This is a genomic window from Brevibacillus sp. GCM10020057 (genome assembly GCF_042683565.1).
GTDB lineage: Bacteria > Bacillota > Bacilli > Brevibacillales > Brevibacillaceae > Brevibacillus.
In genome coordinates this window covers 183,975-208,224 of the sequence record NZ_JBHUJW010000006.1, presented here as the reverse complement: position 1 = coordinate 208,224, position 24,250 = coordinate 183,975, and the positions used below count along the sequence as shown (strand labels likewise).

The 24,250-nt window shown below is 52.9% G+C and carries 24 protein-coding genes; 21 read left to right on the top strand and 3 right to left on the bottom strand.

Features of this window, described 5'->3' with window-relative positions:
* Window positions 1-121: 121 nt before the first annotated feature.
* Window positions 122-2,035 (top strand): oligoendopeptidase F, encoded by a 1,914-nt coding sequence (pepF, locus tag ACFSO0_RS02725; RefSeq protein ID WP_376875989.1) that lies wholly within the window; start codon window positions 122-124, stop codon window positions 2,033-2,035.
* Between the two features lie 178 nt (window positions 2,036-2,213).
* On the opposite strand, the gene ACFSO0_RS02720 is transcribed toward pepF, so the two are convergent.
* Complete coding sequence (locus ACFSO0_RS02720; RefSeq protein ID WP_376875986.1) at window positions 2,214-2,837, bottom strand: NAD(P)-dependent oxidoreductase; 624 nt, start codon at window positions 2,835-2,837, stop codon at window positions 2,214-2,216.
* A gap of 224 nt (window positions 2,838-3,061) precedes the next feature.
* On the opposite strand from ACFSO0_RS02720, the gene ychF reads away from it, so the two are divergent.
* The 10 genes from ychF to ACFSO0_RS02670 all read left to right on the top strand — a co-directional run bounded on the left by ychF (window position 3,062) and on the right by ACFSO0_RS02670 (window position 11,962).
* Complete coding sequence (gene ychF / locus ACFSO0_RS02715; protein ID WP_376875983.1) at window positions 3,062-4,162, top strand: redox-regulated ATPase YchF; 1,101 nt, start codon at window positions 3,062-3,064, stop codon at window positions 4,160-4,162.
* Between the two features lie 143 nt (window positions 4,163-4,305).
* Complete coding sequence (rpsF, locus tag ACFSO0_RS02710; protein WP_122902750.1) at window positions 4,306-4,593, top strand: 30S ribosomal protein S6; 288 nt, start codon at window positions 4,306-4,308, stop codon at window positions 4,591-4,593.
* A 29-nt stretch (window positions 4,594-4,622) separates the two neighbouring features.
* The gene (locus ACFSO0_RS02705; RefSeq protein ID WP_376875979.1) at window positions 4,623-5,096 is read left to right on the top strand and encodes a single-stranded DNA-binding protein; all 474 of its coding nucleotides are present in this window, start codon (window positions 4,623-4,625) and stop codon (window positions 5,094-5,096) included.
* 44 nt (window positions 5,097-5,140) lie between these two features.
* Window positions 5,141-5,371: a 30S ribosomal protein S18 gene (rpsR, locus tag ACFSO0_RS02700; protein ID WP_005831740.1), complete on the top strand. Its 231-nt coding sequence runs from the start codon at window positions 5,141-5,143 to the stop codon at window positions 5,369-5,371.
* Window positions 5,372-5,454: 83 nt separating this feature from the next.
* Window positions 5,455-6,363 (top strand): DUF2232 domain-containing protein, encoded by a 909-nt coding sequence (locus ACFSO0_RS02695; protein WP_376875974.1) that lies wholly within the window; start codon window positions 5,455-5,457, stop codon window positions 6,361-6,363.
* A gap of 4 nt (window positions 6,364-6,367) precedes the next feature.
* Window positions 6,368-8,305 (top strand): DHH family phosphoesterase, encoded by a 1,938-nt coding sequence (locus ACFSO0_RS02690; RefSeq protein WP_376875971.1) that lies wholly within the window; start codon window positions 6,368-6,370, stop codon window positions 8,303-8,305.
* 26 nt (window positions 8,306-8,331) lie between these two features.
* Window positions 8,332-8,775, top strand: a complete 444-nt coding sequence (gene rplI / locus ACFSO0_RS02685; RefSeq protein WP_376876092.1) for a 50S ribosomal protein L9 — start codon at window positions 8,332-8,334, stop codon at window positions 8,773-8,775.
* A 24-nt stretch (window positions 8,776-8,799) separates the two neighbouring features.
* The gene (gene dnaB, locus ACFSO0_RS02680) at window positions 8,800-10,149 is read left to right on the top strand and encodes a replicative DNA helicase (protein ID WP_376875968.1); all 1,350 of its coding nucleotides are present in this window, start codon (window positions 8,800-8,802) and stop codon (window positions 10,147-10,149) included.
* A gap of 173 nt (window positions 10,150-10,322) precedes the next feature.
* Complete coding sequence (locus tag ACFSO0_RS02675; protein ID WP_376875965.1) at window positions 10,323-11,609, top strand: adenylosuccinate synthase; 1,287 nt, start codon at window positions 10,323-10,325, stop codon at window positions 11,607-11,609.
* A 146-nt stretch (window positions 11,610-11,755) separates the two neighbouring features.
* Window positions 11,756-11,962, top strand: coding sequence for a hypothetical protein (locus ACFSO0_RS02670; RefSeq protein ID WP_376876089.1), 207 nt, complete (start codon window positions 11,756-11,758; stop codon window positions 11,960-11,962).
* Window positions 11,963-12,058: 96 nt separating this feature from the next.
* On the opposite strand, the gene ACFSO0_RS02665 is transcribed toward ACFSO0_RS02670, so the two are convergent.
* A complete protein-coding gene (locus ACFSO0_RS02665; protein ID WP_376875962.1) occupies window positions 12,059-12,430 on the bottom strand; it encodes a hypothetical protein in 372 nt (123 codons plus the stop codon).
* 262 nt (window positions 12,431-12,692) lie between these two features.
* Here ACFSO0_RS02665 and ACFSO0_RS02660 point away from each other — a divergent pair, with 262 nt between their 5' ends.
* From ACFSO0_RS02660 to ACFSO0_RS02635, 6 genes are all read left to right on the top strand, one after another.
* Window positions 12,693-14,189, top strand: coding sequence for a peptidoglycan DD-metalloendopeptidase family protein (locus ACFSO0_RS02660; RefSeq protein WP_376875959.1), 1,497 nt, complete (start codon window positions 12,693-12,695; stop codon window positions 14,187-14,189).
* Between the two features lie 228 nt (window positions 14,190-14,417).
* Entirely contained in the window at window positions 14,418-15,128 is a 711-nt protein-coding gene (gene yycF / locus ACFSO0_RS02655; protein WP_376875956.1) for a response regulator YycF, read from the top strand.
* Window positions 15,125-16,948 (top strand): cell wall metabolism sensor histidine kinase WalK, encoded by a 1,824-nt coding sequence (gene walK, locus ACFSO0_RS02650; protein WP_376875953.1) that lies wholly within the window; start codon window positions 15,125-15,127, stop codon window positions 16,946-16,948. The genes yycF and walK overlap by 4 nt, the downstream gene beginning before the upstream one ends.
* On the top strand, window positions 16,945-18,330 hold the full coding sequence (locus ACFSO0_RS02645) for a YycH family regulatory protein (RefSeq protein WP_376875950.1): 1,386 nt from the start codon (window positions 16,945-16,947) through the stop codon (window positions 18,328-18,330). Before walK ends, ACFSO0_RS02645 begins: the two co-directional genes overlap by 4 nt.
* The gene (locus tag ACFSO0_RS02640; RefSeq protein ID WP_376875947.1) at window positions 18,317-19,090 is read left to right on the top strand and encodes a two-component system regulatory protein YycI; all 774 of its coding nucleotides are present in this window, start codon (window positions 18,317-18,319) and stop codon (window positions 19,088-19,090) included. The genes ACFSO0_RS02645 and ACFSO0_RS02640 overlap by 14 nt, the downstream gene beginning before the upstream one ends.
* Window positions 19,091-19,156: 66 nt before the next feature.
* A complete protein-coding gene (locus tag ACFSO0_RS02635; protein WP_376875944.1) occupies window positions 19,157-19,945 on the top strand; it encodes an MBL fold metallo-hydrolase in 789 nt (262 codons plus the stop codon).
* Here the strand turns inward: ACFSO0_RS02635 and ACFSO0_RS02630 are convergent.
* The gene (locus ACFSO0_RS02630; RefSeq protein WP_376875941.1) at window positions 19,940-20,176 is read right to left on the bottom strand and encodes a hypothetical protein; all 237 of its coding nucleotides are present in this window, start codon (window positions 20,174-20,176) and stop codon (window positions 19,940-19,942) included. The two genes, ACFSO0_RS02635 and ACFSO0_RS02630, sit on opposite strands and share 6 nt — an antisense overlap.
* 261 nt (window positions 20,177-20,437) lie before the next feature.
* Here ACFSO0_RS02630 and ACFSO0_RS02625 point away from each other — a divergent pair, with 261 nt between their 5' ends.
* From ACFSO0_RS02625 to ACFSO0_RS02610, 4 genes are all read left to right on the top strand, one after another.
* Complete coding sequence (locus ACFSO0_RS02625) at window positions 20,438-21,673, top strand: S1C family serine protease (protein ID WP_376875938.1); 1,236 nt, start codon at window positions 20,438-20,440, stop codon at window positions 21,671-21,673.
* Between the two features lie 690 nt (window positions 21,674-22,363).
* Window positions 22,364-22,630, top strand: a complete 267-nt coding sequence (locus tag ACFSO0_RS02620; protein ID WP_376875935.1) for a CxxH/CxxC protein — start codon at window positions 22,364-22,366, stop codon at window positions 22,628-22,630.
* A 4-nt stretch (window positions 22,631-22,634) separates the two neighbouring features.
* The gene (gene rlmH, locus ACFSO0_RS02615) at window positions 22,635-23,114 is read left to right on the top strand and encodes a 23S rRNA (pseudouridine(1915)-N(3))-methyltransferase RlmH (protein ID WP_376875932.1); all 480 of its coding nucleotides are present in this window, start codon (window positions 22,635-22,637) and stop codon (window positions 23,112-23,114) included.
* 42 nt (window positions 23,115-23,156) lie between these two features.
* Window positions 23,157-23,954 carry a hypothetical protein gene (locus tag ACFSO0_RS02610; RefSeq protein ID WP_376875929.1) on the top strand — a complete coding sequence of 266 codons (798 nt, stop codon included), beginning with the start codon at window positions 23,157-23,159 and terminating at the stop codon, window positions 23,952-23,954.
* The last annotated feature ends 296 nt before the right edge of the window (window positions 23,955-24,250 follow it).

Sequence of the window (24,250 nt, the reverse complement as noted above, 5' to 3'; positions counted from 1 at the left end):
CTGTCGTTCGCGAATTTTCAAAATATTTTTGATTAATAGGAAGGAACTTTTGGTAAAAAAAACTAATTACAGTTAAGAAGAATGGCAAAGATATAGAGAAGCAGAAAAGGGGCGATTGAGATTGAAAAAGCGTGTGTTTGCATCCATCACGGCTTTGGTCATAGCCTTGACCACCGCAGCGGTGCCGTTCATTCCTTACAGCACTCCAGCGATTGCGGCTGCTGCGGAAAAGGCGCCTGTCTATCAGACACGTGCGGAAATCCCGGATCAGTACAAGTGGAAGCTCAATCACATTTATCCGACCGTTCAGGACTGGGAAAAAGACGTTGCCAAAGTGGAGCAGATGGCCAAAGACTTTACGAAGTATCAGGGCAAGCTGGGCGACTCCTCCGCGACTTTGCTGAAGGCGCTGGAGGACTACATGAGCATGATGCGCCAAAACGACAAGGCATACGTGTATGCGAACATGTCGCTCGATGTGAACTCCGCCAATGCCGATCTGCAAAAGCTGGCTGACCGGGCGGAGAAGATGTACACGACTGTCATGCAGAATACGGCATGGGTCCAGCCGGAGATCGTAGCCATTCCCGATGCGAAAATGAAGCAGCTCTTGGCTGACGAAAATCTGGCACCTTACAGGCTGTTCCTGGAGGACATGTTGCGGACCAAGCCGCATTCGCTCTCCAAGGAAATGGAGGAGCTGCTGGCAAAATCGGCTCCGCTCGGCAATTCCCCCACGAATATTTACGGCATGCTGTCCAAGGACGTGAAGTTCCCGAAAATCAAGGATGAGACCGGAAAAGAGGTTCAGCTCAACCGCTCGAATTTCGTGACGTATCTGGAAAGCAAGGACCAGCGGGTGCGCAAAGATGCGTTTCAGGCGTATTACAGCACGCTGCTCGACTTCCAGGACAGCTTTGCCCAGACGCTGGCGGCAAAAGTAAAAGGTGACAACTTTTACGCAGATGCGCGCCACTACAAGTCTGCGCTGGAAGCCAGCCTGACTCCGAACAACATCCCGACCAAGGTGTACGATGAACTGATCGAAACGGTCAACGACAATCTGCCGCTGCTGCACCGGTACATTGCCCTGAAAAAGAAAATGCTCGGGGTAAAAGAGCTGCACATGTACGACATTTACGTGCCGATCGTGCCATCTGACGATAAATACATTTCGTTTGAAGAAGGCAAAAAGATGGTGACAGACGGCCTGAAAGTGATGGGCGACGATTATGTGAAAGTGCTGTCCAACGGGCTGGAGGGCGGCTGGGTCGACGTGTACTCGACAGACGACAAGCGTACCGGCGCTTATCAATGGGGCGCTTACGACACGCATCCGTACGTCCTGTTGAACTATCAGGGCACGTTGGATGATGTGTTCACGATTGCACACGAAATGGGCCATGCCATGCAGTCGTACTACACGAACAAAACCCAGCCGTACGTCTCGTCCAATTACCCGACCTTTACGGCGGAAGTAGCGTCTACGATGAACGAGACCTTGCTGTTCAAGAGCATGTACGCGAACGCCAAAACAAAAGCGGAGAAAATGTACCTGCTCAATCACTACCTGGAAAACTTCCGCTCGACGCTGTTCCGCCAGACCCAGTTTGCAGAATTTGAGCGTGCCATCCACGAAAAGGAACAGGCAGGCGAGTCGCTGAACGCAGAGGCCATCAAACAAATCTACCTCGACATCAACAAGAAATATTACGGCAAGGACATGGTCTCCGACGACGAGATCGCGATGGAGTGGGCACGCGTGCCGCATTTCTACAACTATAATTACTACGTCTACCAATATTCCACGAGCTTTGCCGCCTCGCAGGCATTGGCGAAGCAAATTCTCGACGAAGGCACACCGGCTGTCGAACGCATCCGCAAAAACTTCCTGGAAGCGGGCAGCTCTGCGCCGCCGATCGAGGTACTGAAGGCTGCTGGCGTCGATATGTCCACGTCCAAACCGATCGAGCAGTCCATGGAGATCTTCGAGGAGACGCTCAATGAGCTGGAAAAGCTGGTCAATGAGAAATAAAGCCGACTGAAGCGGCAACGGTAAGTGGCAAAAGACAAAAGGGGCCGTCTCAAAAGTCATTTTTTGACTTGGAGACGCCCCTTTTGTCGTTCAAAAACCTTGAAAAATCAATGTTTTCAATCTGGTGATTTTCGCAATTTTACCTTTTTTGGACAGCCCCTTTTCCGAGGCGTCGCCTCTAATAAGCGATGCCGACACGCGATCGCACGAAGCGGCGGCTGCCAAGCAGGCTGTACGTGAACGCGGCGGTATCCGCTACGGAGATCTGTGCGCCATCTGTCGGCAAAAAGTCAGCCTCAACCCGGTAAATGCCGGTGCGTTCGCCATCCGGCAAATAGGTGGGGCAGACAATCGTCCAGTCGAGATCGGACTGGGCAAGCAGCGCGTACGCCTTGTGATGCTCCTTGGCTGCGCGAGTCAGCTTTTGTCTGGATTCGCCGGACTGGTAGCGAAGCAGCTCGGGGGAAGTCCTGCTTTGCAAAATGCCGGCTGTGCCGACGGCGATGATGCGTTTTACGCCATGCTGCTTCATCGCGCGGATGATGTGAGGGGTCCCTTCGGACAAGGTAGTGGTCCCGTCCGTGCCAAGTGCGCTGATCACGGCTTCGGCGCCGTTCATTGCGCGTTCGACGTCGGCGGAGACAAGGACGTTGCCCGGAAGCAGGCAGAGGTTGTCCGCCTGGAGATGGGCCAGCTTTTCCGGTGTACGCGCCAGGACGGTGACATGATGCCCATCCCGGAGCGCACTCGCGAGAATGTGGCTTCCCACGCGCCCGGTAGCGCCAAACAGGAGCAGGTTCAAAACAACACCTCATTTCCGCAAGTGTTCATTCTTCGCCATCCAGTCTAGCACTTCTTTTTTTGTCCCACCAGCTCGGTGTAGCATATCCATAGACGGAAACGATGAGGGCGCGATGGGCTTATTCCCGCGGGAGCCGAAAGTTGCCACAAGGATGCAATTGTATTCTTATATCCAAATCTATATACTTAAAAGGATGTCAGGATGATGATAAGGAGTGTATATAGATGGGTGCATCTTGCGGGATTGTAGGTCTCCCCAACGTAGGGAAGTCGACCTTGTTTAACGCCATTACCCAGGCAGGCGCAGAATCGGCTAACTATCCGTTCTGTACGATTGATCCCAATGTGGGCATCGTGGAGGTTCCCGATCCGCGTCTGACCAAATTGACCGAGATCGTAGTGCCGAACAAAGTAGTTCCGACTGCTTTTGAATTTGTGGACATTGCGGGTCTGGTCAAAGGCGCGAGCAAAGGCGAAGGCCTTGGCAACCAATTTCTGGGCCACATTCGTGAGGTTGACGCGATTGCGCACGTTGTTCGCTGCTTTGAAGATGAGAACATTACGCACGTATCCGGTCGTGTCGATCCGCTCTCCGATATCGAGACGATCAATCTGGAGCTGATCTTTGCCGACCTCGATTCCGTCGAGCGGCGCATTGACCGCATTGGCCGCAAAGTAAAGGCGGGCGACAAGGAAGCCAAGCAAGAGCTGGATGTGCTGGAAAAGCTGAAGGCTGCTTTCGAGGAAGGCAAATCCGCACGCAGCGTGGAGCTGGATGACGAGGAGCGCAAGTGGATTCGCGATCTGCACCTCTTGACCATCAAGCCGATGCTGTACGTGTGCAACGTGGCGGAGGACGGCATTATCGACGCAGACAGCAATCCGCACGTGCAGGCTGTTCGCGAGCATGCTGCCAGCGAAGGCGCACAAGTCGTGGTCATCAGCGCCAAGGTCGAAGCGGAAATTGCCGAACTGGATGGCGAGGACAAAGAAATGTTCCTGCAGGAGCTTGGCCTGGCCGAATCCGGTCTCGACCGTCTGATTCGCGCTGCGTACGAGTTGCTGGGCCTGGTGACGTACTTCACGGCAGGCGTTCAGGAAGTGCGCGCGTGGACGATTCGCCGCGGCACCAAAGCACCGCAGGCAGCGGGCGTGATCCACTCCGATTTCGAGCGCGGTTTCATCCGTGCTGAAGTCATCGCCTACGATGATCTGGTAGAGGCAGGATCTGTCGCAGCTGCACGCGAGCGCGGAAAGTACCGTCTCGAAGGGAAAGAGTACGTGGTTGCCGATGGAGATGTCATGCATTTCCGTTTCAACGTTTAGGAACTCAACCTTGCTTCACGAGATTTGCTTTGCTATAATAGGCTAATGCGAGTATTTATGGAGTGCATCCTTTATGCGTTTCGTTTCAGCACTCGCTCCTTGCCCGTTTCGGGCCGCTAAAGTCCATAAGGAGGTGAAAAGGTATGCGTCAATACGAAGTAATGTATGTATTGCGTCCAGACCTTGAAGAAGAGAAAGTGAAATCCAATGTAGCTCGTTACAGCGAGGTTGTAACCAACTACGGCGGCGAAATTTCCAAACTTCAAGAAATGGGCAAGCGTCGTCTTGCTTATGAGATCAATAAGTTCCGTGAAGGTTACTACGTTTTGATGAACTTCAAAGCGAATGCTGATGCTGTTGCGGAAGCAGAGCGTCTGATGAAGATCAACGACGACATCATCCGCTTCATGTTCGTTCGTGATGAGAAGTAATCACAGTCGCGGTCAGAGGGGGAACCAAGATGAATAAAGTCATTCTCATCGGCAACCTGACAAAAGATCCTGAACTTCGTTACACGCCAAATGGCGTTGCCGTTGCTACGTTTACTGTGGCGGTCAATCGTCCGCGCACCAACCAGGCGGGCGAGAGAGAAGCCGACTTCATCAATATTGTCGCCTGGCAGAAGCTGGCTGACCTGTGTGCAACCTATTTGCGCAAGGGCAGACAAGCTGCCATCGAAGGACGCATTCAAACGCGCTCCTACGACAATAAAGAAGGCAAGAGAGTATACGTGACGGAGGTTGTTGCGGAGAACGTCCAATTCCTGGGCGGCCGAGGCAATGACAACGGAGACAATGGATACGATCCGGGTTCAGGTTTTGGCGGTGGCAGCAAGCCGTCCGGCGGCCAGAGAAACGACTTTGATCCGTTTGGAGATCCCTTCGCGAGTGCCGGCAAGCCGATCAACATTTCGGATGATGACTTGCCGTTCTAAAAATCGTATGACTTTCACATTTCCTGAAAGAAGGAGGAACTCACATGGCACGCAAAGGACGTCCTAACAAGCGTCGCAAAGTTTGCTTCTTTAAAGTGAACAAAATCAAGCACATCGACTATAAAGATGTTGATTTGCTCAAAAAGTTCATCAGCGAGCGCGGTAAAATCCTGCCTCGTCGTGTAACCGGTACTTCCGCTAAGTACCAACGCGCACTGACGATCGCAATCAAACGCGCACGTCAAGTAGCACTTCTGCCTTACACGGCTGAATAATTGTTACAAGTGATAAAAGGGGGACACAATTGCGTGGCCCTCTTTTTTCCATATCTTCTTGTATTCATAAATGAGGTGCTGACATGCCTTCCAAAACCAAGCAATTGGCGGAAAACGCCCTGATGCTCGGGATCGCGCTCGTGCTGTTGTTTCTCAGTACATACACGGTGCTGGGCGCATTAGCCGGTATTTTGGTTCCGTTGCCGTTTCTCGTCCTGGGACTGAGCAGAACAATTCCGAACATGGTGTGGATCTCCCTGGCATTTACGTTTCTGGGGTGGATCATGACAGGGCCGATCACAGCCTTTGCTGCGCTGGAGTTTGCCGTTTGGGGAGCTATGATGGGAATTTTTTACACTCGTAAGGGAACAGCGATCTCCGGGATTACGGCGGGAGCAGCCGCAGTCTTCCTGGGCTTCGTGTTGATGCTCGCCTTTATGATTTTCGGCATGCAGACCAGCTTTGATTCGATTTTGCAGCAAGCCTCGTTGCTCAGGCCGTCGTTCGTGCCCAAGGAACAGTACGATCAATACATCGAACTGGGCAAGATGCTGCTCCCGGCAAGTATGGTCATGTTCAGCTTCGGGTCCAGTGCGATCGTCCACTGGCTGGCGCGTCTCGTAGGCAAACGGCTGCGCAGACCGGTGCCGGCACTGAAGCCGATTCGGGAATGGACGTTTCCGAGGTCCTTGCTGTACTACTACTTCATTGCCATGATCGTCATGCTGGTGTTCGGTGCGAGCATCCAGGGGACATTCTGGGAAAGCGCGATTTTGAATGTGAAAGTCATGCTGGATGCCATTTTTGCCTTGCAGGGTCTCAGCTTCTGCCTGTTTGCGGCTAATTTGTACGGCTGGAAAAGACTTACTTTTCCGCTTGTTGTCTGTCTATTTATTTTTCCCTTTCTAACCACTATACTGAGTCTAGTAGGCATCTTTGATTTGGGAATTCGGTTACGCAAAAAACTGGAAACAAGAGTGAAGAGGGGCTGAGGAAATGCCCAAATTCCTGTTAAAGCGTTGGTACGGGATGCACATGGTCCTGACACTCAGCTTTAGCTTGCTGTTGCTGGGGATTTTGACCCTGCACCATTGGATGTACGGGGCGATCGGCATGGTCTGCCTGATTGGCCTGGTTATTTATGCTCTCCAGGCTGAAAAGGGCTTCCAGCGCGATTTGCGCCTCTATCTGGGGACGGTCACACATCGTGTGAAGAAGGCTGGCGAAGGCGTGATCCAGCAGCTGCCGATCGGAATTCTTTTATACAACGAAGAAAAGGCAATTGAATGGGTAAATCCGTTCATGACGCACATGTCCGGAGACGAGATGCTGATCGGCAAGAGCCTGCAGGAGGTTTTTCCGGGCATAAGTGGCAAGCTGGAGCAAAAACGTCTGGAATTTACCTACAACGAGCGGGTATACGAGGTGCTGATCCGGGCCGAGGAACGTCTGCTGTACTTTACAGACATCACGGACTTCAAGGAACTGTCGGCCCGATACCATCGCGAAAAGGCTGCACTCGCCATCATCCATCTCGACAATCTGGACGAGATCGGACAAGTGATGGACGATCAGAGCCGGACACTGCTGTCGACGAGTGTCGCAGGCGTCATCACCGAATGGTCTACCAAACATGGCATATATCTTCGCCGAATCACATCTGACAAGTTTTTGGCGCTGATGGAGCGGGGAACACTTGATAAATTAGAAGAAACGCGTTTTGACATTCTCGATGTGGTACGGGAAATGACGGCAGACAACAAGATCCCGATTACCTTGAGCATCGGGGTCGGGGCGGCTGCGAGCAGCTACATCGAGTTGGGGCAAATGGCGCAGTCGAGCCTGGATATTGCGCTGGGCCGCGGCGGCGACCAGAGCGCCGTCAAAGTAGGGAACAAGCTCACTTTCTACGGCGGAAAATCCAATGCCGTGGAGAAACGTACGCGCGTGCGGGCACGCGTCATTGCACATGCGCTGCGCGATTTGATTCACGAAGCAGAGCACGTCATCGTCATGGGGCACAAGCAGCCGGACCTCGATTCCATCGGGGCTTCGCTGGGTGTGCTGAAGGCGGTCCAGGTGCACAAAAAGGCAGCTTACATCGTCATAGACGAAGGGAACAGTTCAGTCGAGCGGCTGATGAAGGAAATCTATGCAAACGAAGAACTGGCGGAATCGTTCGTGACGCCGGAGCAAGCGATCCGACTGGTGACCGGGCGCACACTGCTCGTTATCGTCGATACGCATCGCCCGTCGCTCGTCATCGAGCCAAGGCTGCTGGGCGAAACAAGCCGCGTGGTCGTTATTGACCATCACCGCCGCTCCGAGGAGTTCATTGAGCCGGTTCTGCTCTATCTGGAGCCGTACGCTTCATCCACGTCCGAACTGGTGACGGAGCTGCTGCAATACCAGAGCGAGCGGCTCAGCATCGACAGCCTGATTGCGACGGCCCTGCTCGCGGGGATCGTCGTCGACACGAAGAGCTTTGCGTTCCGCACCGGCTCGCGCACCTTTGAGGCTGCATCGTTTTTGCGCCGCAATGGCGCCGATACAGCCGCTGTCCAGCGCTTGCTGAAAGAGGATGTAAGCCAGTACGTCAAACGGGCGAGAATTATTATGAACACCGAGACGTACCGGGACAACATGGCGATTGCGACAGGCAATCCTTCCGAGGAATATACGCAAGTCCAGGTAGCGCAGGCAGCAGAGCAGCTGCTCGCCTTATCAGGCATCCAGGCTTCATTTGTGGTTGCGCAGCGAGCAGATGGCACCGTCTTGATAAGCGGACGCTCGCTGGGAGATATCAACGTCCAGTCTGTCATGGAGCTTCTGGGCGGCGGCGGTCACTTGACAGGGGCCGCGACCCAAATCGAGGGAATTACCATCAAGGAAGCTGTCAAACGCTTGAAAGAAGCGATCGATTCGGTCATATAGGCCAATAGAAGAAGGGGGAAACGATGATGAAAGTCATTTTTCTTCAAGATGTAAAAGGCCAAGGGAAAAAAGGCGAAGTAAAAGATCTGTCGGAAGGCTACGTACGCAACTTCCTGATTCCGCGCGGATTGGTGAAGGAAGCGACAGAGAGCAACGTCAAAACGCTGGACGCCCAAAAGCGCAGCGAGGAAAAACGCAAAGAGCAGGAAAAACTGGCAGCGCAAGAGCTCGGAGCCAAATTGAGCGAGCTGACGGTCAAAATAAAAGGAAAAGCAGGAGAAGGCGGACGCCTTTTCGGTGCCATTTCCAGCAAGCAAGTGGCACAAGCATTGGAAGAACAGTTCCAGATTAAAGTGGACAAGCGCAAACTCGAGATGGATGCGATCCGCGCACTGGGAGTTACGCAAATCAAAGTGAAACTGCACAACGAAGTGACCACAACACTCAAGGTTCACGTGGTGGAAGAGTAATGACTGACATGTGGAGGGTGTGAAGTGAGCGACCTGTTTTTGGATCGAGTGCCGCCGCAGAACAAGGAAGCTGAACAGTCGGTACTGGGTGCCGTATTTTTGTCCAAGGAAGCTCTTATCACGGCCATAGAAATTCTCCGTCCGGAGGATTTCTACAAAACAGCGCATCAGCGCATCTTTCAAACGATGGTGGACCTGTACGAGAAAGGGGAGCCTGTCGACCTGGTCACGGTCACGGCAGAACTTCAGGACCACAAACTGCTGGATGAGATCGGCGGGGTAACCTATTTGACAGAAATCGCCAGCTCGGTTCCGACAGCAGCGAACATCGAATATTACGCCAAGATTGTGGAAGAAAAGTCGCTCCTCCGGCGATTGATTCATACAGCAACCAAGATCGCCAACGATGGCTATTCGCGCGAGGATGATGTGGCAGCGATCATCGCCGATGCGGAGAAGTACATCATGGAGATCGGCCAAAATCGCAACAGCGGGGGATTTATCCCGATCCGCGATGCCCTGATGGAGACGTATGAGCGCATCGAGTTTTTGAGCCAGCGTCGCGGCGACATTACGGGTATCCCCACCGGATATACCGATCTGGACAAGATGACGGCAGGCTTGCAGCGCAGCGATCTCATCATTATCGCCGCCCGTCCTTCCGTAGGGAAGACGGCATTCGCCCTGAATCTGGCCCAGAACGTAGCGGCAAGAGCAGGTGAGACGGTCGCTATCTTTTCCCTTGAGATGGGCGCGACTCAGCTGGTCCAGCGTATGATCTGCGCTGAGGGGAATCTGGATGCTTCCCGGCTGCGTTCCGGGACTCTGGAGGAGGACGACTGGCAGAAGCTGACGATGGCGATTGGGACGTTGGCAAAAGCGCCGATCTACATCGACGATACGCCAGGGGTGACGGTCATGGATATCCGGGCCAAATGCCGCAGGCTGCAAGCCGAAAAAGGTCTCGGCCTGGTTCTCATTGACTACCTGCAGCTGATTCACGGCCGGGGAAAGGGAGACAACCGTCAGCAGGAAGTATCGGAAATCTCCCGTACGCTTAAAGGGATCGCCCGTGAGCTGAATGTGCCGGTCATCGCTCTGTCCCAGCTGAGCCGGGGCGTCGAGCAGCGTCAGGACAAACGGCCAATGATGTCCGATATCCGCGAGTCCGGTTCCATCGAGCAGGACGCGGACATCGTGGCGTTTCTTTACCGGGATGACTACTACGATAAAGAGACGGAGAACAAGAACGTCATCGAGGTCATCATCGCCAAGCAGCGTAACGGCCCGACTGGAACGGTCGAATTGGCGTTCTTGAAGGAATACAATAAATTTGTCAGCCTGGATAATCGGTTCCGAAATCAGGCAGGATAAAAAGAGAAAGCCGGAAAAGCTCCGGCTTTTTCTATGGGCTAAGTTAATTACCGAACGTAAAATCTTTTCGTTATTTTAATGTTCGTATTTTCGTTGACATGCAAGAGTTGGTTTAGTACACTTAGATTGTTTCAGGCCCAAAAGGACATGATGATATCAGGAGGTGTTTTTCGATGTCAACAGTCGTTGTCGTCGGAACCCAGTGGGGCGATGAAGGAAAAGGAAAAATCACAGACTATTTGGCGGAAAGCGCAGAGGTAGTGGCTCGTTACCAAGGCGGGAACAACGCGGGTCACACCATTATTTTTGATGGCAACAAATACAAGCTGCACTTGATTCCATCCGGAATTTTCTATAAAGACAAGATCTGCGTCATCGGGAACGGCATGGTCGTCGATCCGAGAGCGCTGGTAAAAGAGCTGGAGTACATCCACAGCTTCGGTTTCACCACGGACAATCTGAAAATCAGCGACCGCGCGCATGTCATCCTGCCGTACCACATCAAGCTGGATGGCGTGGAAGAGGACAGCCGCGGAGCAAACAAGATCGGTACCACTCGCAAAGGGATCGGCCCTGCCTACATGGACAAAGCAGCTCGCATCGGTATTCGCATTGCGGACCTGCTCGATCCGGAAGAGTTCAAACGCAAGCTGGAGCGCAACCTGGCGGAGAAAAACAATTTGCTGGAAAAAGTGTACAACACGACTGGCTTCTCGCTGCAGGAAGTGCTGGACGAATACCTGGCTGTGGCCGAGATCATCCGTCCGTACGTAACAGATACGTCTGTCGTACTGAACGATGCGATCGACCGCGGCAACCGCGTGCTGTTTGAAGGCGCACAAGGCGTGCTGCTCGACATCGACCAAGGTACGTATCCTTACGTGACATCTTCCAACCCGATTGCCGGCGGCGTGACCATCGGTTCCGGTGTAGGGCCGACCAAAATCAATCAAGTTATCGGGGTAGCCAAAGCGTACACGACTCGTGTAGGCGACGGTCCGTTCCTGACGGAGCTGACAGATGCAATCGGCGACCAAATTCGCGAGGTTGGTTTTGAATACGGGACCACTACTGGCCGTGCACGCCGTGTAGGCTGGTTCGACAGCGTGGTCGTGCGTCACGCTCGTCGCGTCAGCGGTATCACAGGCCTGGCTATCACCAAGCTGGACACCTTGACGGGCATCAAGACGCTGCGCATTTGCACCGCGTACAAATACAACGGCGAGATTATCGAATCGTTCCCGGCGAACCTGAACCTGCTGGCCAAATGCGAACCGGTATACGAGGAGCTGCCAGGCTGGACAGAGGACATTACAGGCGTCCGCAACCTGAACGACCTGCCGGAAAACGCGCGCCACTACATCGAGCGCATCACCCAATTGACCGGTATCCCGTTGTCGATCTTCTCCGTAGGGCCGGATCGTGAGCAAACAGTCGTTGTTCGCGGCATTTACGGATAAGCCATAGTCCCAACATCATAGGAAAAGCTGTCGAACGAATCGACAGCTTTTTCATTTTGCCCACAAATTTTTTATGAGGACAGACACGAAACGCCACCTTCTGGGCATAAAGTAGAGCATAGCAAGGAAATGGAGAGGTGATCGCGATGATGGGTTTTGACCAAAAAGCCATGAAGCTGCTGGGGAAAAATGTACAGGTGAAAATGTTCAATGGCGTCGTCATCAAGGGAACCATGACTCATTTCGATAACGGATACTTATGCTTCATCACGACTTACAAGCAGCAAGACTCGGAAAAAACGACCATTCGCCGCTTGGCACTCAAAGATGTAACTTCTATGCTCGAGGTGTGATAATCGAATGGGCCAAACGTACTAAGCCACCTTTCCCGGACGGAACAGGTGGCTTTTATTTGCTGACAGAAATGCCGGAAATGACACGGCGATTGGCTAGATCATACCGCCGCAGGACTCGATAATCCGGGTGGCTTCGTCGCCGCGCTCTTCCGGTACGACGGCAGTCAGCAGGACACTGCGGTTCAGATCGTCGTCCCCGCGATCCGCCATGCCGCTCGCGTCCGGACTGGCTGCTGCCAGCACACTGGCGTCACGGCCGCTCGGAAAGTCTCCCGCCAGTGTCATGCTGCCCAAGCTGGGAATATCACCGGAGATGGGATTCACAATGGCTTCGTTCCCGTCTCCGGGATACTGTCCCACCGTGTCGATCTGGACGGTGGAAAAGCCGGCCTGCTTCAGTGCGTCTGCAGCTTTGGTCGCGTCGTCTATCGTATGAAAACCTGCCAGAATGTTCCGTTCTTTCACGCAAATCACACTCCTGACCATCTAAATAATTCCAGTTCTATGTACATATGATGACTCTTTGGCGTCTTTTTTATTCGACAGCAATTTACGCTTGATGTTGTCGTTAAAAATGTGGTAAAGTCGACATAGTTGGTTTCTTTAGGCAATTTGGCAGATTACTGGAAACAAAATTTTGGGCTGAATGTCCTGGTCGGTATATTTAAACAATTCAGGAAATACCGAGAGCAAGGCGAGCTTCCTATGTTTTCAGGAGGGACAAGTAATGCAATGGTCGGAATGGAAGGCCAAGCTGCAGGAACGGTCAGAGCGAATCGTTCACAATTGCAGAGATTTGGCGAAGCGTACGATACAGCAAACAAGTGCATATATCCAAACACATAGGAAACAAACGATTTCAGTCGCAGCGGGGCTGGTGCTCACTGTCGTTGCTGGAGTTTCCGCGCAATACTACTATACGAGCAACATCCAATCTGTTTATCACGTGATGGTCAATGGCAAGGAGATTGGCGTAGTGGACAACCCTGCTGTCGTGAAGGACTGGGCCACCGCCAGACTGGAAGAGGAAAAGGCCAGGAACGGGCTTTCGTTAACCCTCGCCGATTACATCACATTCCAGGAAGAACGGAAATTCAAAGCGCCATTTGACAATGCGGCGGCCATCAACGCGCTGGCGGATATTGCGGACATCAAAGTCGAGGCGGTCAAAATTGTGGTCGACGGGAAAGTGGTCGGCTACGCTGCCGATCAGAAGACCGCTGAGCAAGTGCTTGCTCATGTGAAAGAAAAATTTTCGGGTGTTCCCGCACAGGCGGACAAAAAGGCGGCTGTAGCGGCTTCCCTTTCAGAATCGGCGAAGAGCAGCCCGGTCAAGGAAGTCACGTTCAAGGAGCAGGTACAGACAGAAGCTGATTCCGTGACGGCAGCGCAAGTACTGCCTGCGGACAAGCTGGAAGAGCTACTGGTCAAGGGTACTTTCAAGCAGCTGACGCATACCGTTGTCGAAGGAGATTGCATCGGTTGCATCGCCAAAAAGTACGGCATTACCTCAAAAGATATTTATGACAACAATCCGGGCATTACGGAAAATACGTTGCTGCAATTGGGGCAACAAATCAATGTGACGGCCGTTCGTCCACTCGTCACCGTACAGGTGAAGGAGGATGTCTCGCAAAAAGAGCCCATTGCGTATTCGACGCAAATCAACAACAACGACAAGCTGCCAAAGGGAGAGACAAAAGTCGTCCAGGAAGGTCGGGACGGCAGCAAGATGGTGCAGTATGAAGTCATCAAAGAAAACGGACAAGTCGTCGCGCGCAACGTCATCAAGCAGGACGTACTTGTACAGCCTGTGGCGAAAATCATCGAGCGCGGGACCAAGGTGATTCCTTCCCGTGGGACAGGCCGTCTGAGCTGGCCGGCTCCGGGCTACGTCAGCAGCGGATTTGGAACGCGCTGGGGCCGCCTGCACAAAGGGATTGACATTGCCGGTTCAGGTTCTGTGATGGCAGCAGACAACGGACGCGTCAAATTTGCCGGATGGGACGGCGACTATGGAAAAGCCGTCATTATCGACCACGGAAACGGCATGGAAACGCTGTACGGCCACATGAGCACGATCAGCGTGAAAGTCGGCGATGTGGTAGCCCAAGGCCAAAAAATCGGCGTAAAAGGATCGACAGGCGATTCCACCGGCGTTCACTTGCATTTTGAGGTACATCAAAATGGACGACTGATGAACCCGATGCGTTTCTTGAAATAGAAAAGCAGTTTTTGGCAAGAAAGAAAAGGGTGTCTCTACGGAGATGGCCCTTTTTTTCATGCCGACGAGCGGACGACAGGACTGGCATCGGTACATGTTTTTTGCCGGTCGAGACATCAGGTGCAGGGAGTGATTCCCACGAGGCTTCATTACGTGCAGGACATGGTGTATTGTAGAGGAATAGAGGCTGGACGAGTGGAATCCTTTAAGAGAAAAGGAGGGAGCGAAATGGCAAAACTCCTGGTGGTAGATGATGAAAAACCGATCGCGGATATTTTGAAGTTTACGTTTGAAAAGGAAGGCTATCAGGTCGTGTGCGCCTATGACGGCGATGAGGCGTTGATCGTCGTGGAGAATGAACGTCCGGACTTGATTTTGCTGGATGTGATGCTGCCAGGGCGGGACGGGATGGATGTGTGCCGGACTGTCCGCCAGTCGCACGATGTGCCGATCATCATGCTGACTGCGAAAGACTCCGAGCTGGACAAGGTGCTGGGGCTGGAGCTGGGCGCGGATGATTACGTCACCAAGCCGTTCAGCACCCGGGAGCTGGTCGCGCGGGTCAAGGCCCATTTGCGCAGACACCAGCCGAAGAACGAAGACAGGGACCAGCAGCATCTGCTGCGCGTCCACGAACTGGAGATCGATCTTCATTCGTACACGGTGGGAAAGCTGGGCGAGCCGCTCGATTTGACGCACCGGGAGTTTGAGCTGCTGGTTTACCTGGCGCGCCATCAGGGGCAAGTGTTGACGCGCGAGCATTTGCTCCAGTCGGTATGGGGGTTCGACTACTTCGGTGATGTGCGCACGGTCGATGTGACGATTCGCCGGTTGCGGGAGAAAATCGAGGACGACCCGAGTCAGCCGAAATACATTATTACGCGCCGCGGTCTGGGCTACACCTTGCGCAATCCCGGTCTGGGAGGAACGCCTGGATGAGGCGGCTGTTCAAAACGATTCAATGGAAAATGGTCGTCATTTACATGCTGCTCATTTTGCTCGCGATGCAATTCATTGGCGCCTACTTTGCCCGGGAAGTGGAGAACTACTTCATCAACAACTTTTCCGAGGCGTTGAACGGTCAGGCGAGCTTGCTGGCGAGCCTGCTCGAGAGCGATCTGCGCCCAAAGGACGGCAAGGAGCAGAACCCTGAGCAATACCGGCAAGACATTGACAACCTGATCAACAACCTGGTCAAAATCAACGGAGCCAATGTGCAGGTCATCGATCAGACAGGCACGGTCGTCAGCACGACGGAGGACAAGAGCACGATCGGGCAGCGGACGTCTCAGCCCGAGGTCACGGTTGCGTTGCTCGGCACCCGCAGCGAGTCGATGCGGATCGACCCGCGGACAGGGGCTCGCGTGAAGGTGCTCGTGCTGCCGGTCAAAGGCGATCAAATCGTGTACGGAGCTGTCTACATGGTGGCTTCGATGGAGGGCACTTATACGACGATCCGGAAAATGAACGGCATTTTGGCGACGGGCACGATGTTTGCCTTGGTGATCACGGCCGCGCTGGGAGTCGTGCTGGCGCGGACGATTACCAAGCCGATCAAGGAAATGACCCGTCAGGCCAGGGCCGTCGCGGACGGAGATTTCAAAAGCAATGTGCGTGTGTACAGCGGGGATGAGATCGGCCAGCTAGGGATGGCGTTTAACCATATGACGCTTCGCCTGCAGGAGGCGATACTTCAGCAGGAGGAAGAGAGAGAAAAGCTCGCGGGCATTTTGAGCAACATGACAGACGGGGTGATCGCTGCCGATCGGAAGGGCAGGATCATTTTGTTTAACCGCGCAGCGGAAGAAATGCTGCAGGTGACCATGACCGAGGTATTGATCAAAGGGCGGACGCTGTACGACCTTTTGAGTCTCCCGCCGGAGGAAGAAATGCCGCTGTATGAGCAGGTCGAGCCGCTGTTCATCGAAATGATGCTGCCCAATCGGGATGAAGTCATTTTGCGCGTGACGTTTACACCGCTGCAGCATGACAGCGGAAAAAAGGGCGGAATCATCGCCGTGGTCGCAGACGTAACCGAGCAGCAGCGTCTGGAGCAGCAGCGACGGGAGTTCGTGGCGAATGTATCGCATGAGTTGCGCACGCCTTTGACGACGATCAAAAGCTATGTGGAAGCCTTGCTGGAGGGCGCGATGGAGGAGCCGGAGCTGTCCAACCGCTTTTTGCGCGTGACCATGTCGGAGACCGAGCGGATGATTCGTCTGGTCAACGATTTGTTGCAGCTGTCCCGGTTCGATTCGCAAGGGGTGCGCCTGCACTGCAAGGAGGAGGACATCAGCCGGCTGCTGCACTACGCAGCCGACCGCTTTTCCATGTTTGGCGAGCAGCAGGACGTGCAGCTTGGTCTGGACATTCCGCCCAACCTGCCCCCGGTCTATATCGACCTGGATGCGATCAATCAAGTGTTGGACAACCTGCTCTCGAACGCGATCAAATACACGCCCCAGGGAGGCAAGGTGGTTCTGCGCGCCAAGGCGAACTACCATCAGAAACGCGTTCTTGTCTCCATCGAAGACACGGGGATCGGAATTCCCAGCCGTGATTTGAAACGAATCTTCGAGCGCTTTTACCGAGTAGACAAAGCGCGTTCGCGGGGACAGGGCGGCACAGGCCTGGGGCTGGCCATTGCGCGGGAGTTGGTGCAAGCACACGGAGCAGATATCGAGATCACCAGCGAGTGGAATGTAGGGACGACTGTTACGTTCTGGGTCCCATTCGCCCAAGGGGGTAAAGCGGGATGATGCGGTGGCTGGAACCTGCCAAGACCGTGTTGCTCAACGTGCTCGTGCTGGCGAGCTTTTGCCTGACCGCGTTGCTGTGGAGCAACCAGCCGAAATTTCAGTTTATCGAGCCTGCGCAATATACCGAATCCAAGCCGGTGCAGGAGAAGCAGCTGATTCAGCTCGTGACGCCTGAGTCGGTCGTGTTTCATTACGGCGAAGATCGGCATACGAAGGCTGTCTCTACAGACGGGCCCTACAGCATGATCGTCAGAGAGATGTCCAAATGGATTTTTCTCGACTTTACTCCCTACACGCTCACGAATGAAAAGTGGGGAGAAATTGCCCGGGAAAAGATGGGGTTGGAGGTCCGGTTCAAAAGCACAGTGCCCCTGTCCATTGTGGGCCGTCTGGTGACCTTTCGGGATGAATACGACAGCCAGATCAAAGGAGTCGATCGTCTGTGGCTGTACTACGAAAAGGATGAGGATCTCGTCTACGCCCTGTTCCTGTCGACCGAGGAAGGAAAACTGATGCGCTCCCGAACTTCAATCAGCCTGAAGGATTTGCGCGACTCCTACCTGGCGACGGGCAATCCAATGCCGGAACAGATCATGAAGATCGTCCGCCCTGAACGGCCTTATTCCCCGCTGGAAGGCACTGCGGCTGTGTGGAGCACGTACTACCTGCCGAAAAACCAGATGCGGATGCAGCAGTATCGCTTCAGCTATGAAACGATCAGCAATGAAAGACTGATCGAAGCGTATTTTCTCGATCCGTCGCTGGTGCGGCAGATCATGGAGAGGGACAAGACGGTGATCTTCACGGACGGGAGCCGGTCTGTGCAATTGAGGTCCGAGCAGCAGGCGTTTACGTTTACGGACCCAGCCTATCAACAGAGCGTGCAGGAGCTGTCCGATGAAGAGAAGGTGCAGAGTGCTGTCACTTTTATCAACAAGCATCTGGGCTGGCTGGGTGACTATCATTTTGAGCGAATGAAAAAAAGCTACAATGAAAAAGACTTGATTACGTTCCGGCAGTATTTGGGGGCGTATCCGCTGATCAGCGAGAACCAGAATGAAAAGCCGATCGATACGATCCAGATCACTTCGGAGGCCGGACAAGTCGTGACGATGAGCCGTTCGCTGATCAATCTGAACAAGTATATTGCCAACAAATCGTGGACCGTCATGTCTGGCCCGGAGCTCTATCAACTCATTCGCGACAGGAAGCTCGCGAATACCGAACAGATTACCAACGCCTTTCTCGCCTATCAGACCAGGTTCGGAGACGGATATGTCGATCTGATGCCAATCTGGGTGGTGCAGATGGCGAATCAGTCCGATTTGTTCATTTCCGCGCAGGCGAATCAAGGAGGGGGCAAGGCGCATGGATTGGAGTAGAACGAAAACGATCCTGATCTGGGCCTTTCTCCTGCTTGATTTGTTTCTCGGCTATCAGGTATACGTCACGAGAATCAGCCTGTGGAACGACCAGGACGTGGCGCAGGGAGACAGATGGGACATGGAGCTGTATTTGAAGCAGCAAAATATCGCGCTGCTGACAGAGGTGCCCCAGGATACGCCGGAAATGTCTTATTTGGACGCGGTATACGTGGGAATCAGCCCGCTGTCGCTGCAAGAAATGGCGGGATTGACGGCGACGATGGAAAAGATGTCGCTCGCCGTGAAACTGGGACCGCCCCAGCAAATACGGGGACAGGTCACTCCCAATGAGCTGCTTCGTCAACTCGGTCCGCGCCTGATATACGCGGATCAGTATATGGCGGACATGTATCAGTCCAATCCGGGGCGGCTGTTGTACTGGCAAATGTACGAAAAAATGCCGGTGTTTGTCGCGCCGCTGGAGGTGTACTTGCAGGACGGTACGATCCTGGGGTACAGGCAGACCTTTTTCCATATGCGCAAGCAGGAGGGCGGCCGGCAGGTGATCTCGGGCTATACGGCGCTCCGTTCTCTGGTGGACAAGCAGATTATTCAATCGGGAGAGCGGATCGAGAGCGTGAGCCTGGGCTACTACGGCTCGTACGATGCGGATATTCAGGCACTGGCCCCGGTTTGGCGGGTCATTCATGACGGCAAGCAGCATTTTATCAATGCGTTTACGGGTGCGCTGGAGAGGCCGATGGTGACGCAGCGGTAAAAGGGAAACGGATCGCGCAGCGGAAGCGAAAGACAGCGAGGGAAGTTACGGGGAGAGGGATGTTTGGTGAGATTTAGTGTACTGGCGAGCGGAAGCACGGGCAATGCCATCTACGTGGCGACTGACCGTGTCTCCGTCTTGGTCGATGTAGGGATTACGGGAAAACAGGCAGAGGCGGCGCTGCAGAGCATCGGGGTGAACCCGTCAGACCTTAGCGCGATCCTCGTCACGCATGAGCACGTCGATCATATCAAGGGTGTCGGGGTTATGGCCCGTCGCTACGGCATGCCGATCTATGCGAATGCCAAGACGTGGAACGAGCTGGACGGGCAGATCGGGACCATCAAGGAAGATCAGCGGCGTTTGTTTGCGGTCGGAGAAAAGCAGGAACTGGAAGATTTGGGAATCGAGTCCTTCGGGATTTCCCATGATGCCGCAGAGCCGATGGGCTTTTGCTTTTACCAGGGAAACAAAAAGCTAAGTGTCGCTACCGATCTGGGCTATGTCAGCGACAAGATCAAGGAGACGATTCGCGGTGCGGATGCGTATGTCTTCGAGTCCAATCACGACGTGGAGCTGCTGCGCATGTCCCAGTACCCGTGGAGCATCAAGCGGCGTATTTTGAGCGATGTGGGGCACTTGTCCAACGAATCGGCAGGAGAGGCCCTGATCGACTGTCTCGGCGGCAGAGCCGAACGCGTCTATTTGGCGCACTTGAGCAAAGAGAACAACATGATCGATCTGGCGAGACTGACCGTGAAGAACATTCTGGAGGAGAAGGGGTTGGTCGTAGGTGACGATGTCCAGTTGCGCGACACGTACCCGGATCGCCCGACGAAGCTGGAGGAACTATAGGATCGGTCTGATCTGGAGCGGCGGGTTGCCGGCGGTTTCCGTCAGTTTGGCGTACGTATCAATATGAAACGTCAGCTCCGTGTCCAGCGCAGTCATTTTGTCGGAAAGCTCTTCGCGGGTGAAGAAGCCCTTGGCTACCAACAGCTCGATAACGGCATGCAGGACGAGCGTATTGTGGTAGTCTACTTCCTGCAGGTCGGCCAGCTTGGCGATCAGATTCACTTCTTTCACGCTCTATCATTCCTTTCGGGAAGCTTTTAATCTATCATATCCGGGCCCGCGGTGAAATATTCCGGGGGCCTTCGTATATTCCACAACCTTTCCTTATTTCTCACGCGATTTTGCCGAAAACAGAACGTATACTGAAAGTGTCAAAAGGGAAGCCCCAAAAGAATGAAGGGCTGACAGTAACAATTCCAAATTGTCCAACCAAGTATAGGAGTGCAAAAAATCTGCCACCCTAGAAGCTATAGAGGAAGGAGAGATTAAATCATGGGGTTTTATGATGATTTGACTCACGTGGAGCGGAAAAATCGACGTGGGGCGGGTGTGGGACGTACAATCATGACGTCTGTTACTTCTGCGGTGATAGGGGGAATGGTCGTTCTGCTCACGCTGCCGACTCTCTCCAATGCCGGTTATATCAATATGGTGAAGCCAAGCACGCAGAATGCGATCAGCAGTTCGGCAAGCAACCCGGCAGAAAGCCTGTTTGCGACACCGGTCTCGGTGAAGGTCGAGACAGGCACCGTAGAAGCCGTGAAAAAAGTAGAAAACGCCGTCGTCGGTGTCATCAACATCGGCCGTACGCGCAGCAACTGGATGAGCGGCGCACAAGATGTGGAGCAGGGTGAAGGCTCTGGCGTCATTTTCGAGAAAAAAGGCGGCAAGGCACACATCATCACCAACTACCACGTCATCGACCAGGCGCAAAAGCTGGAAGTGGCTTTGCCGACAGGTGAAAAAGTAGAGGCGAAGGTTTTGGGTGCCGATATGTACGCCGACCTGGCCGTACTGGAGATCGACGGCTCCAAAGTCTCGACCGTAGCCGAGCTGGGCGACTCCTCAACCTTGCAGGTGGGCGAACCGGCGATTGCCATCGGGAACCCGCTCGGGATGAAGTTCTCCCGCACCGTAACGCAAGGGATCATCAGCTCGCTGGAACGCTCGATGCCGATGGACCTGGATGAAAACGGTCAAGACGACTGGGAGCTGGATGTGCTGCAAACAGACGCGGCGATCAACCCGGGTAACAGCGGCGGCGCCCTCGTCAACATCCAGGGGCAGGTCATTGGAATCAATACGCTGAAGATCTCCAAAGCAGGGGTCGAAGGCTTGGGCTTTGCCCTCCCGATCAACGACGTCAAAAAGATCGTCAACGAGCTGATGGAAAAAGGAAAACTGGAGCGCGCGTACCTGGGCGTACAACCGTACGACTTGACGAACGTGCCGCGCTACCACTGGAAGGAAACCTTGAATCTGCCTGATGACGTACAGGCAGGCGTCGTGATCCAAAACGAAGTCGGCAAGTTCTCGCCAGCCGGCGTGGCAGGATTGAAACAGTACGACGTCATCGTCCAGATGGATGGCAAGGACATCGACACAGGTGCCCAGCTGCGCAAATTCCTGACCCTGAACAAAAAGCCGGGCGATTCGGTCCAGGTCACCTACTACCGCGACGGCTTCAAGAAAACAGCCACGGTAAAACTGACCAAAGCACCTGAGTAATCATGCGATGCGACCAGCGTGCGCTGGAATCGCTGGATGAATAACACAACAGCAGTATGGCAGTACCTATGACGGGCAATTCCGGGATGCAGTTTGTCCCGTTTGCATAAATGCAGTTCCTAGTTCCCCTCTATCTATTTTTATAATAGATCCCTTCTTGATAGCGCCGAGAAATCGGCGCTCTTTTTTTGCATGCGCGGTGTGGGGAGGGGGAAAGGGAAGGAGAAGGGGGCATCTGCCAAGTCCCTCTCCGCTTCAGCCTGTTTTTTGGTATCCGGTTCCTTTCAATTCAATTCTGGTTCCAATCCATTCAGATTCGTTCCTTTCCATTGCATTCCATTCCTTTCAGATCCGTTCCTTACTGCGGGGATGAAATTTTGCAGAGGTATGCTGCGGGTTTTTCGTAGGAGCTGTGTGGCGGCGCTTCGGCTGCTGCAACATGCGTTTTGGTTCGATTTGTGAGCGCAAGGGCTTTGCTTTGCAGCAAGGAACATATTTTCCATCATGTGTTGTAAAGCCTTCAATCTTTTGATGGAACTTGTGGGAACTCTCTCTGCATGTCAGAGCAACGGAAGCAGATGGCAACGATGATGCAGTCGCGGCGGGCAGGGGATGGCGGTTTGTTTTCGCCGCGAACTGGGGTAGAATATAGAGCGATATCATGTATGGACCGGAAAAGAGGTAGAAAAGATGGAACAAAAACTGGATCAAGGACTGGAAGTAAAACTGGATCGCGTCAATATCGAAGGCAAGGACGTGTTGCTCGACCCGGGTTTTCCCGTGCGCTTTGCTTGCATGGAGCATGTGGAAGAGGAACTGGACGACTACGTAAACGACTTCGAGGCAGCGCCAGATACGCACCAGGCCGAGCTGCTTGACGCCGACGGACTGGACAAGCGCTGCCGGGCATGCGGCGCTCCTGCGAAGATCGCATTGCTGAAAGAGAAGGGATTGTAGAGATGTGCAGATTTCGATCGTTTCGGTAGGGAAGCTAAAGGAAAAATATTTGCGCGAAGGCATCGAGGAGTACAGCAAACGCCTCTCCGCCTATTGCAAGCTGCAGATCGTGGAGGTAAGCGACGAAAAAGCGCCGGAGGAAATGAGCGCAGCCGAGATGGAGCAGGTAAAACGCAAGGAAGGCGAGCGCATCCTCGCCCAGATCAAGCAGGACCAGTACGTCATCGCCCTGGCCATCGAGGGCCAGATGTGGTCCTCGGAAAAGCTGTCCGCAGAGCTGGACAGGCTGGCCCTGCACGGCAAGAGCCAGGTGGCATTTGTGATCGGCGGGTCGCTCGGCCTGGCCGACACGGTGCTGAAGCGGGCGGATGCGTTGTTGTCGTTTTCCAAGATGACGTTTCCGCATCAGCTGGTGCGGCTGGTGCTGCTGGAGCAGGTTTATCGGGCGTTTCGGATTAGTCGGGGGGAACCGTATCATAAGTGACGGATAATTTTCTATATAAATTGATGGATTTGGAGGCTAAGCATGCCAAATAATCAAGAGTCTTTTGAGAAACATCCTGAAACAAGTAACATATTTGAGGAATTTCAAGATTACATGAAAGAAAGGTTAATAAATGATGAGCACATACTAGGACGCTTATTAATGGCTTATTCAACTCCATACGATTTTTTTAGTGAATTCGTCAACAAACTAAGCTCAAGAAGTAAATCTAAAACTCCAGTAAAACGTCGTACTAAAGGTACTGTCACAATTTCTTCAATTGCTAATAACATCGAAAAAGACTTTCTTGAAGGGAGAAATGAAAGCTACCAATTTGCCAAGGGGACAAGTGCAAAAACTTTTGTAAGAAGATTTGAAGATCTACTTTCAATATTGGGAATAGACCCAGAACAAGTAAAGGATGAAAACGGGCATTTCGCAGTTGATTCGATTTACGAGCCGTATCTTGCAGCATTCTTATTAGAACTAAATAAGGTTGATGGGTTTGCATCAAAACTTCTTCGAAATAAAATTGATGAAATCGCCATTATAGATATAATCGATTTTTTTGATTCCATAGCAACCTATACAGAAATTAAAGTCAAAGAACAGGACTTAGATGAGGATTTCCGTCAACAATTCTTATTCGTTCTCGATGAAGTAATTATGTACCAGTTCTTTGTACATATTCATAATATTCAACATGGCTTAGAGTTAGCGATAAACGAATTAGCGAAATTACCATACGTACAAAGGGTCATAATTGCGGAAGACTTTGATCAGAATGTTGTTCGTAAGTGGCTAAACCATATTGTCGAAGTAAGAGATCGCATAAAATAATAAGTAGAGAATGTATCTGGAACCATCTTTCTTGATTAGAAGGATGGTTGTTTCTTGTTTTAGGACAGATTTTTTAAAATCTGTCCTCGTTGGCGTATCTCAGATACTGACATAATCTAACCAACAAGCATTAACCGCTTGTGGAAAATTAGATTGAGTAGAGATCATTTGGAAAAATAGGCAGGGAGGTGAAATTTATGTCGATGTCTTTTGTAGGCTACAAGGCTACGTTCCATGAAGGAAATGTTCGATTTGAACCGGGATTGCTCCAACGTGAGGATCCGAAAATAGTTCAG

Bases quoted from the DNA above. Each gene is read 5' to 3' on its own strand.
- ACFSO0_RS02610 (WP_376875929.1), top strand. From the start codon at position 23,157: ATGCCAAATAATCAAGAGTCTTTTGAGAAACATCCTGAAACAAGTAAC.
- ACFSO0_RS02620 (WP_376875935.1), top strand. From the start codon at position 22,364: ATGGAACAAAAACTGGATCAAGGACTGGAAGTAAAACTGGATCGCGTC.
- ACFSO0_RS02670 (WP_376876089.1), top strand. From the start codon at position 11,756: ATGATGGGTTTTGACCAAAAAGCCATGAAGCTGCTGGGGAAAAATGTA.
- ACFSO0_RS02640 (WP_376875947.1), top strand. From the start codon at position 18,317: ATGGATTGGAGTAGAACGAAAACGATCCTGATCTGGGCCTTTCTCCTG.
- ACFSO0_RS02695 (WP_376875974.1), top strand. From the start codon at position 5,455: ATGCCTTCCAAAACCAAGCAATTGGCGGAAAACGCCCTGATGCTCGGG.
- ychF (WP_376875983.1), top strand. From the start codon at position 3,062: ATGGGTGCATCTTGCGGGATTGTAGGTCTCCCCAACGTAGGGAAGTCG.
- walK (WP_376875953.1), top strand. From the start codon at position 15,125: ATGAGGCGGCTGTTCAAAACGATTCAATGGAAAATGGTCGTCATTTAC.
- rpsR (WP_005831740.1), top strand. From the start codon at position 5,141: ATGGCACGCAAAGGACGTCCTAACAAGCGTCGCAAAGTTTGCTTCTTT.
- yycF (WP_376875956.1), top strand. From the start codon at position 14,418: ATGGCAAAACTCCTGGTGGTAGATGATGAAAAACCGATCGCGGATATT.
- ACFSO0_RS02645 (WP_376875950.1), top strand. From the start codon at position 16,945: ATGATGCGGTGGCTGGAACCTGCCAAGACCGTGTTGCTCAACGTGCTC.
- ACFSO0_RS02690 (WP_376875971.1), top strand. From the start codon at position 6,368: ATGCCCAAATTCCTGTTAAAGCGTTGGTACGGGATGCACATGGTCCTG.
- ACFSO0_RS02675 (WP_376875965.1), top strand. From the start codon at position 10,323: ATGTCAACAGTCGTTGTCGTCGGAACCCAGTGGGGCGATGAAGGAAAA.
- ACFSO0_RS02660 (WP_376875959.1), top strand. From the start codon at position 12,693: ATGCAATGGTCGGAATGGAAGGCCAAGCTGCAGGAACGGTCAGAGCGA.
- rpsF (WP_122902750.1), top strand. From the start codon at position 4,306: ATGCGTCAATACGAAGTAATGTATGTATTGCGTCCAGACCTTGAAGAA.
- ACFSO0_RS02705 (WP_376875979.1), top strand. From the start codon at position 4,623: ATGAATAAAGTCATTCTCATCGGCAACCTGACAAAAGATCCTGAACTT.
- rplI (WP_376876092.1), top strand. From the start codon at position 8,332: ATGAAAGTCATTTTTCTTCAAGATGTAAAAGGCCAAGGGAAAAAAGGC.
- ACFSO0_RS02625 (WP_376875938.1), top strand. From the start codon at position 20,438: ATGGGGTTTTATGATGATTTGACTCACGTGGAGCGGAAAAATCGACGT.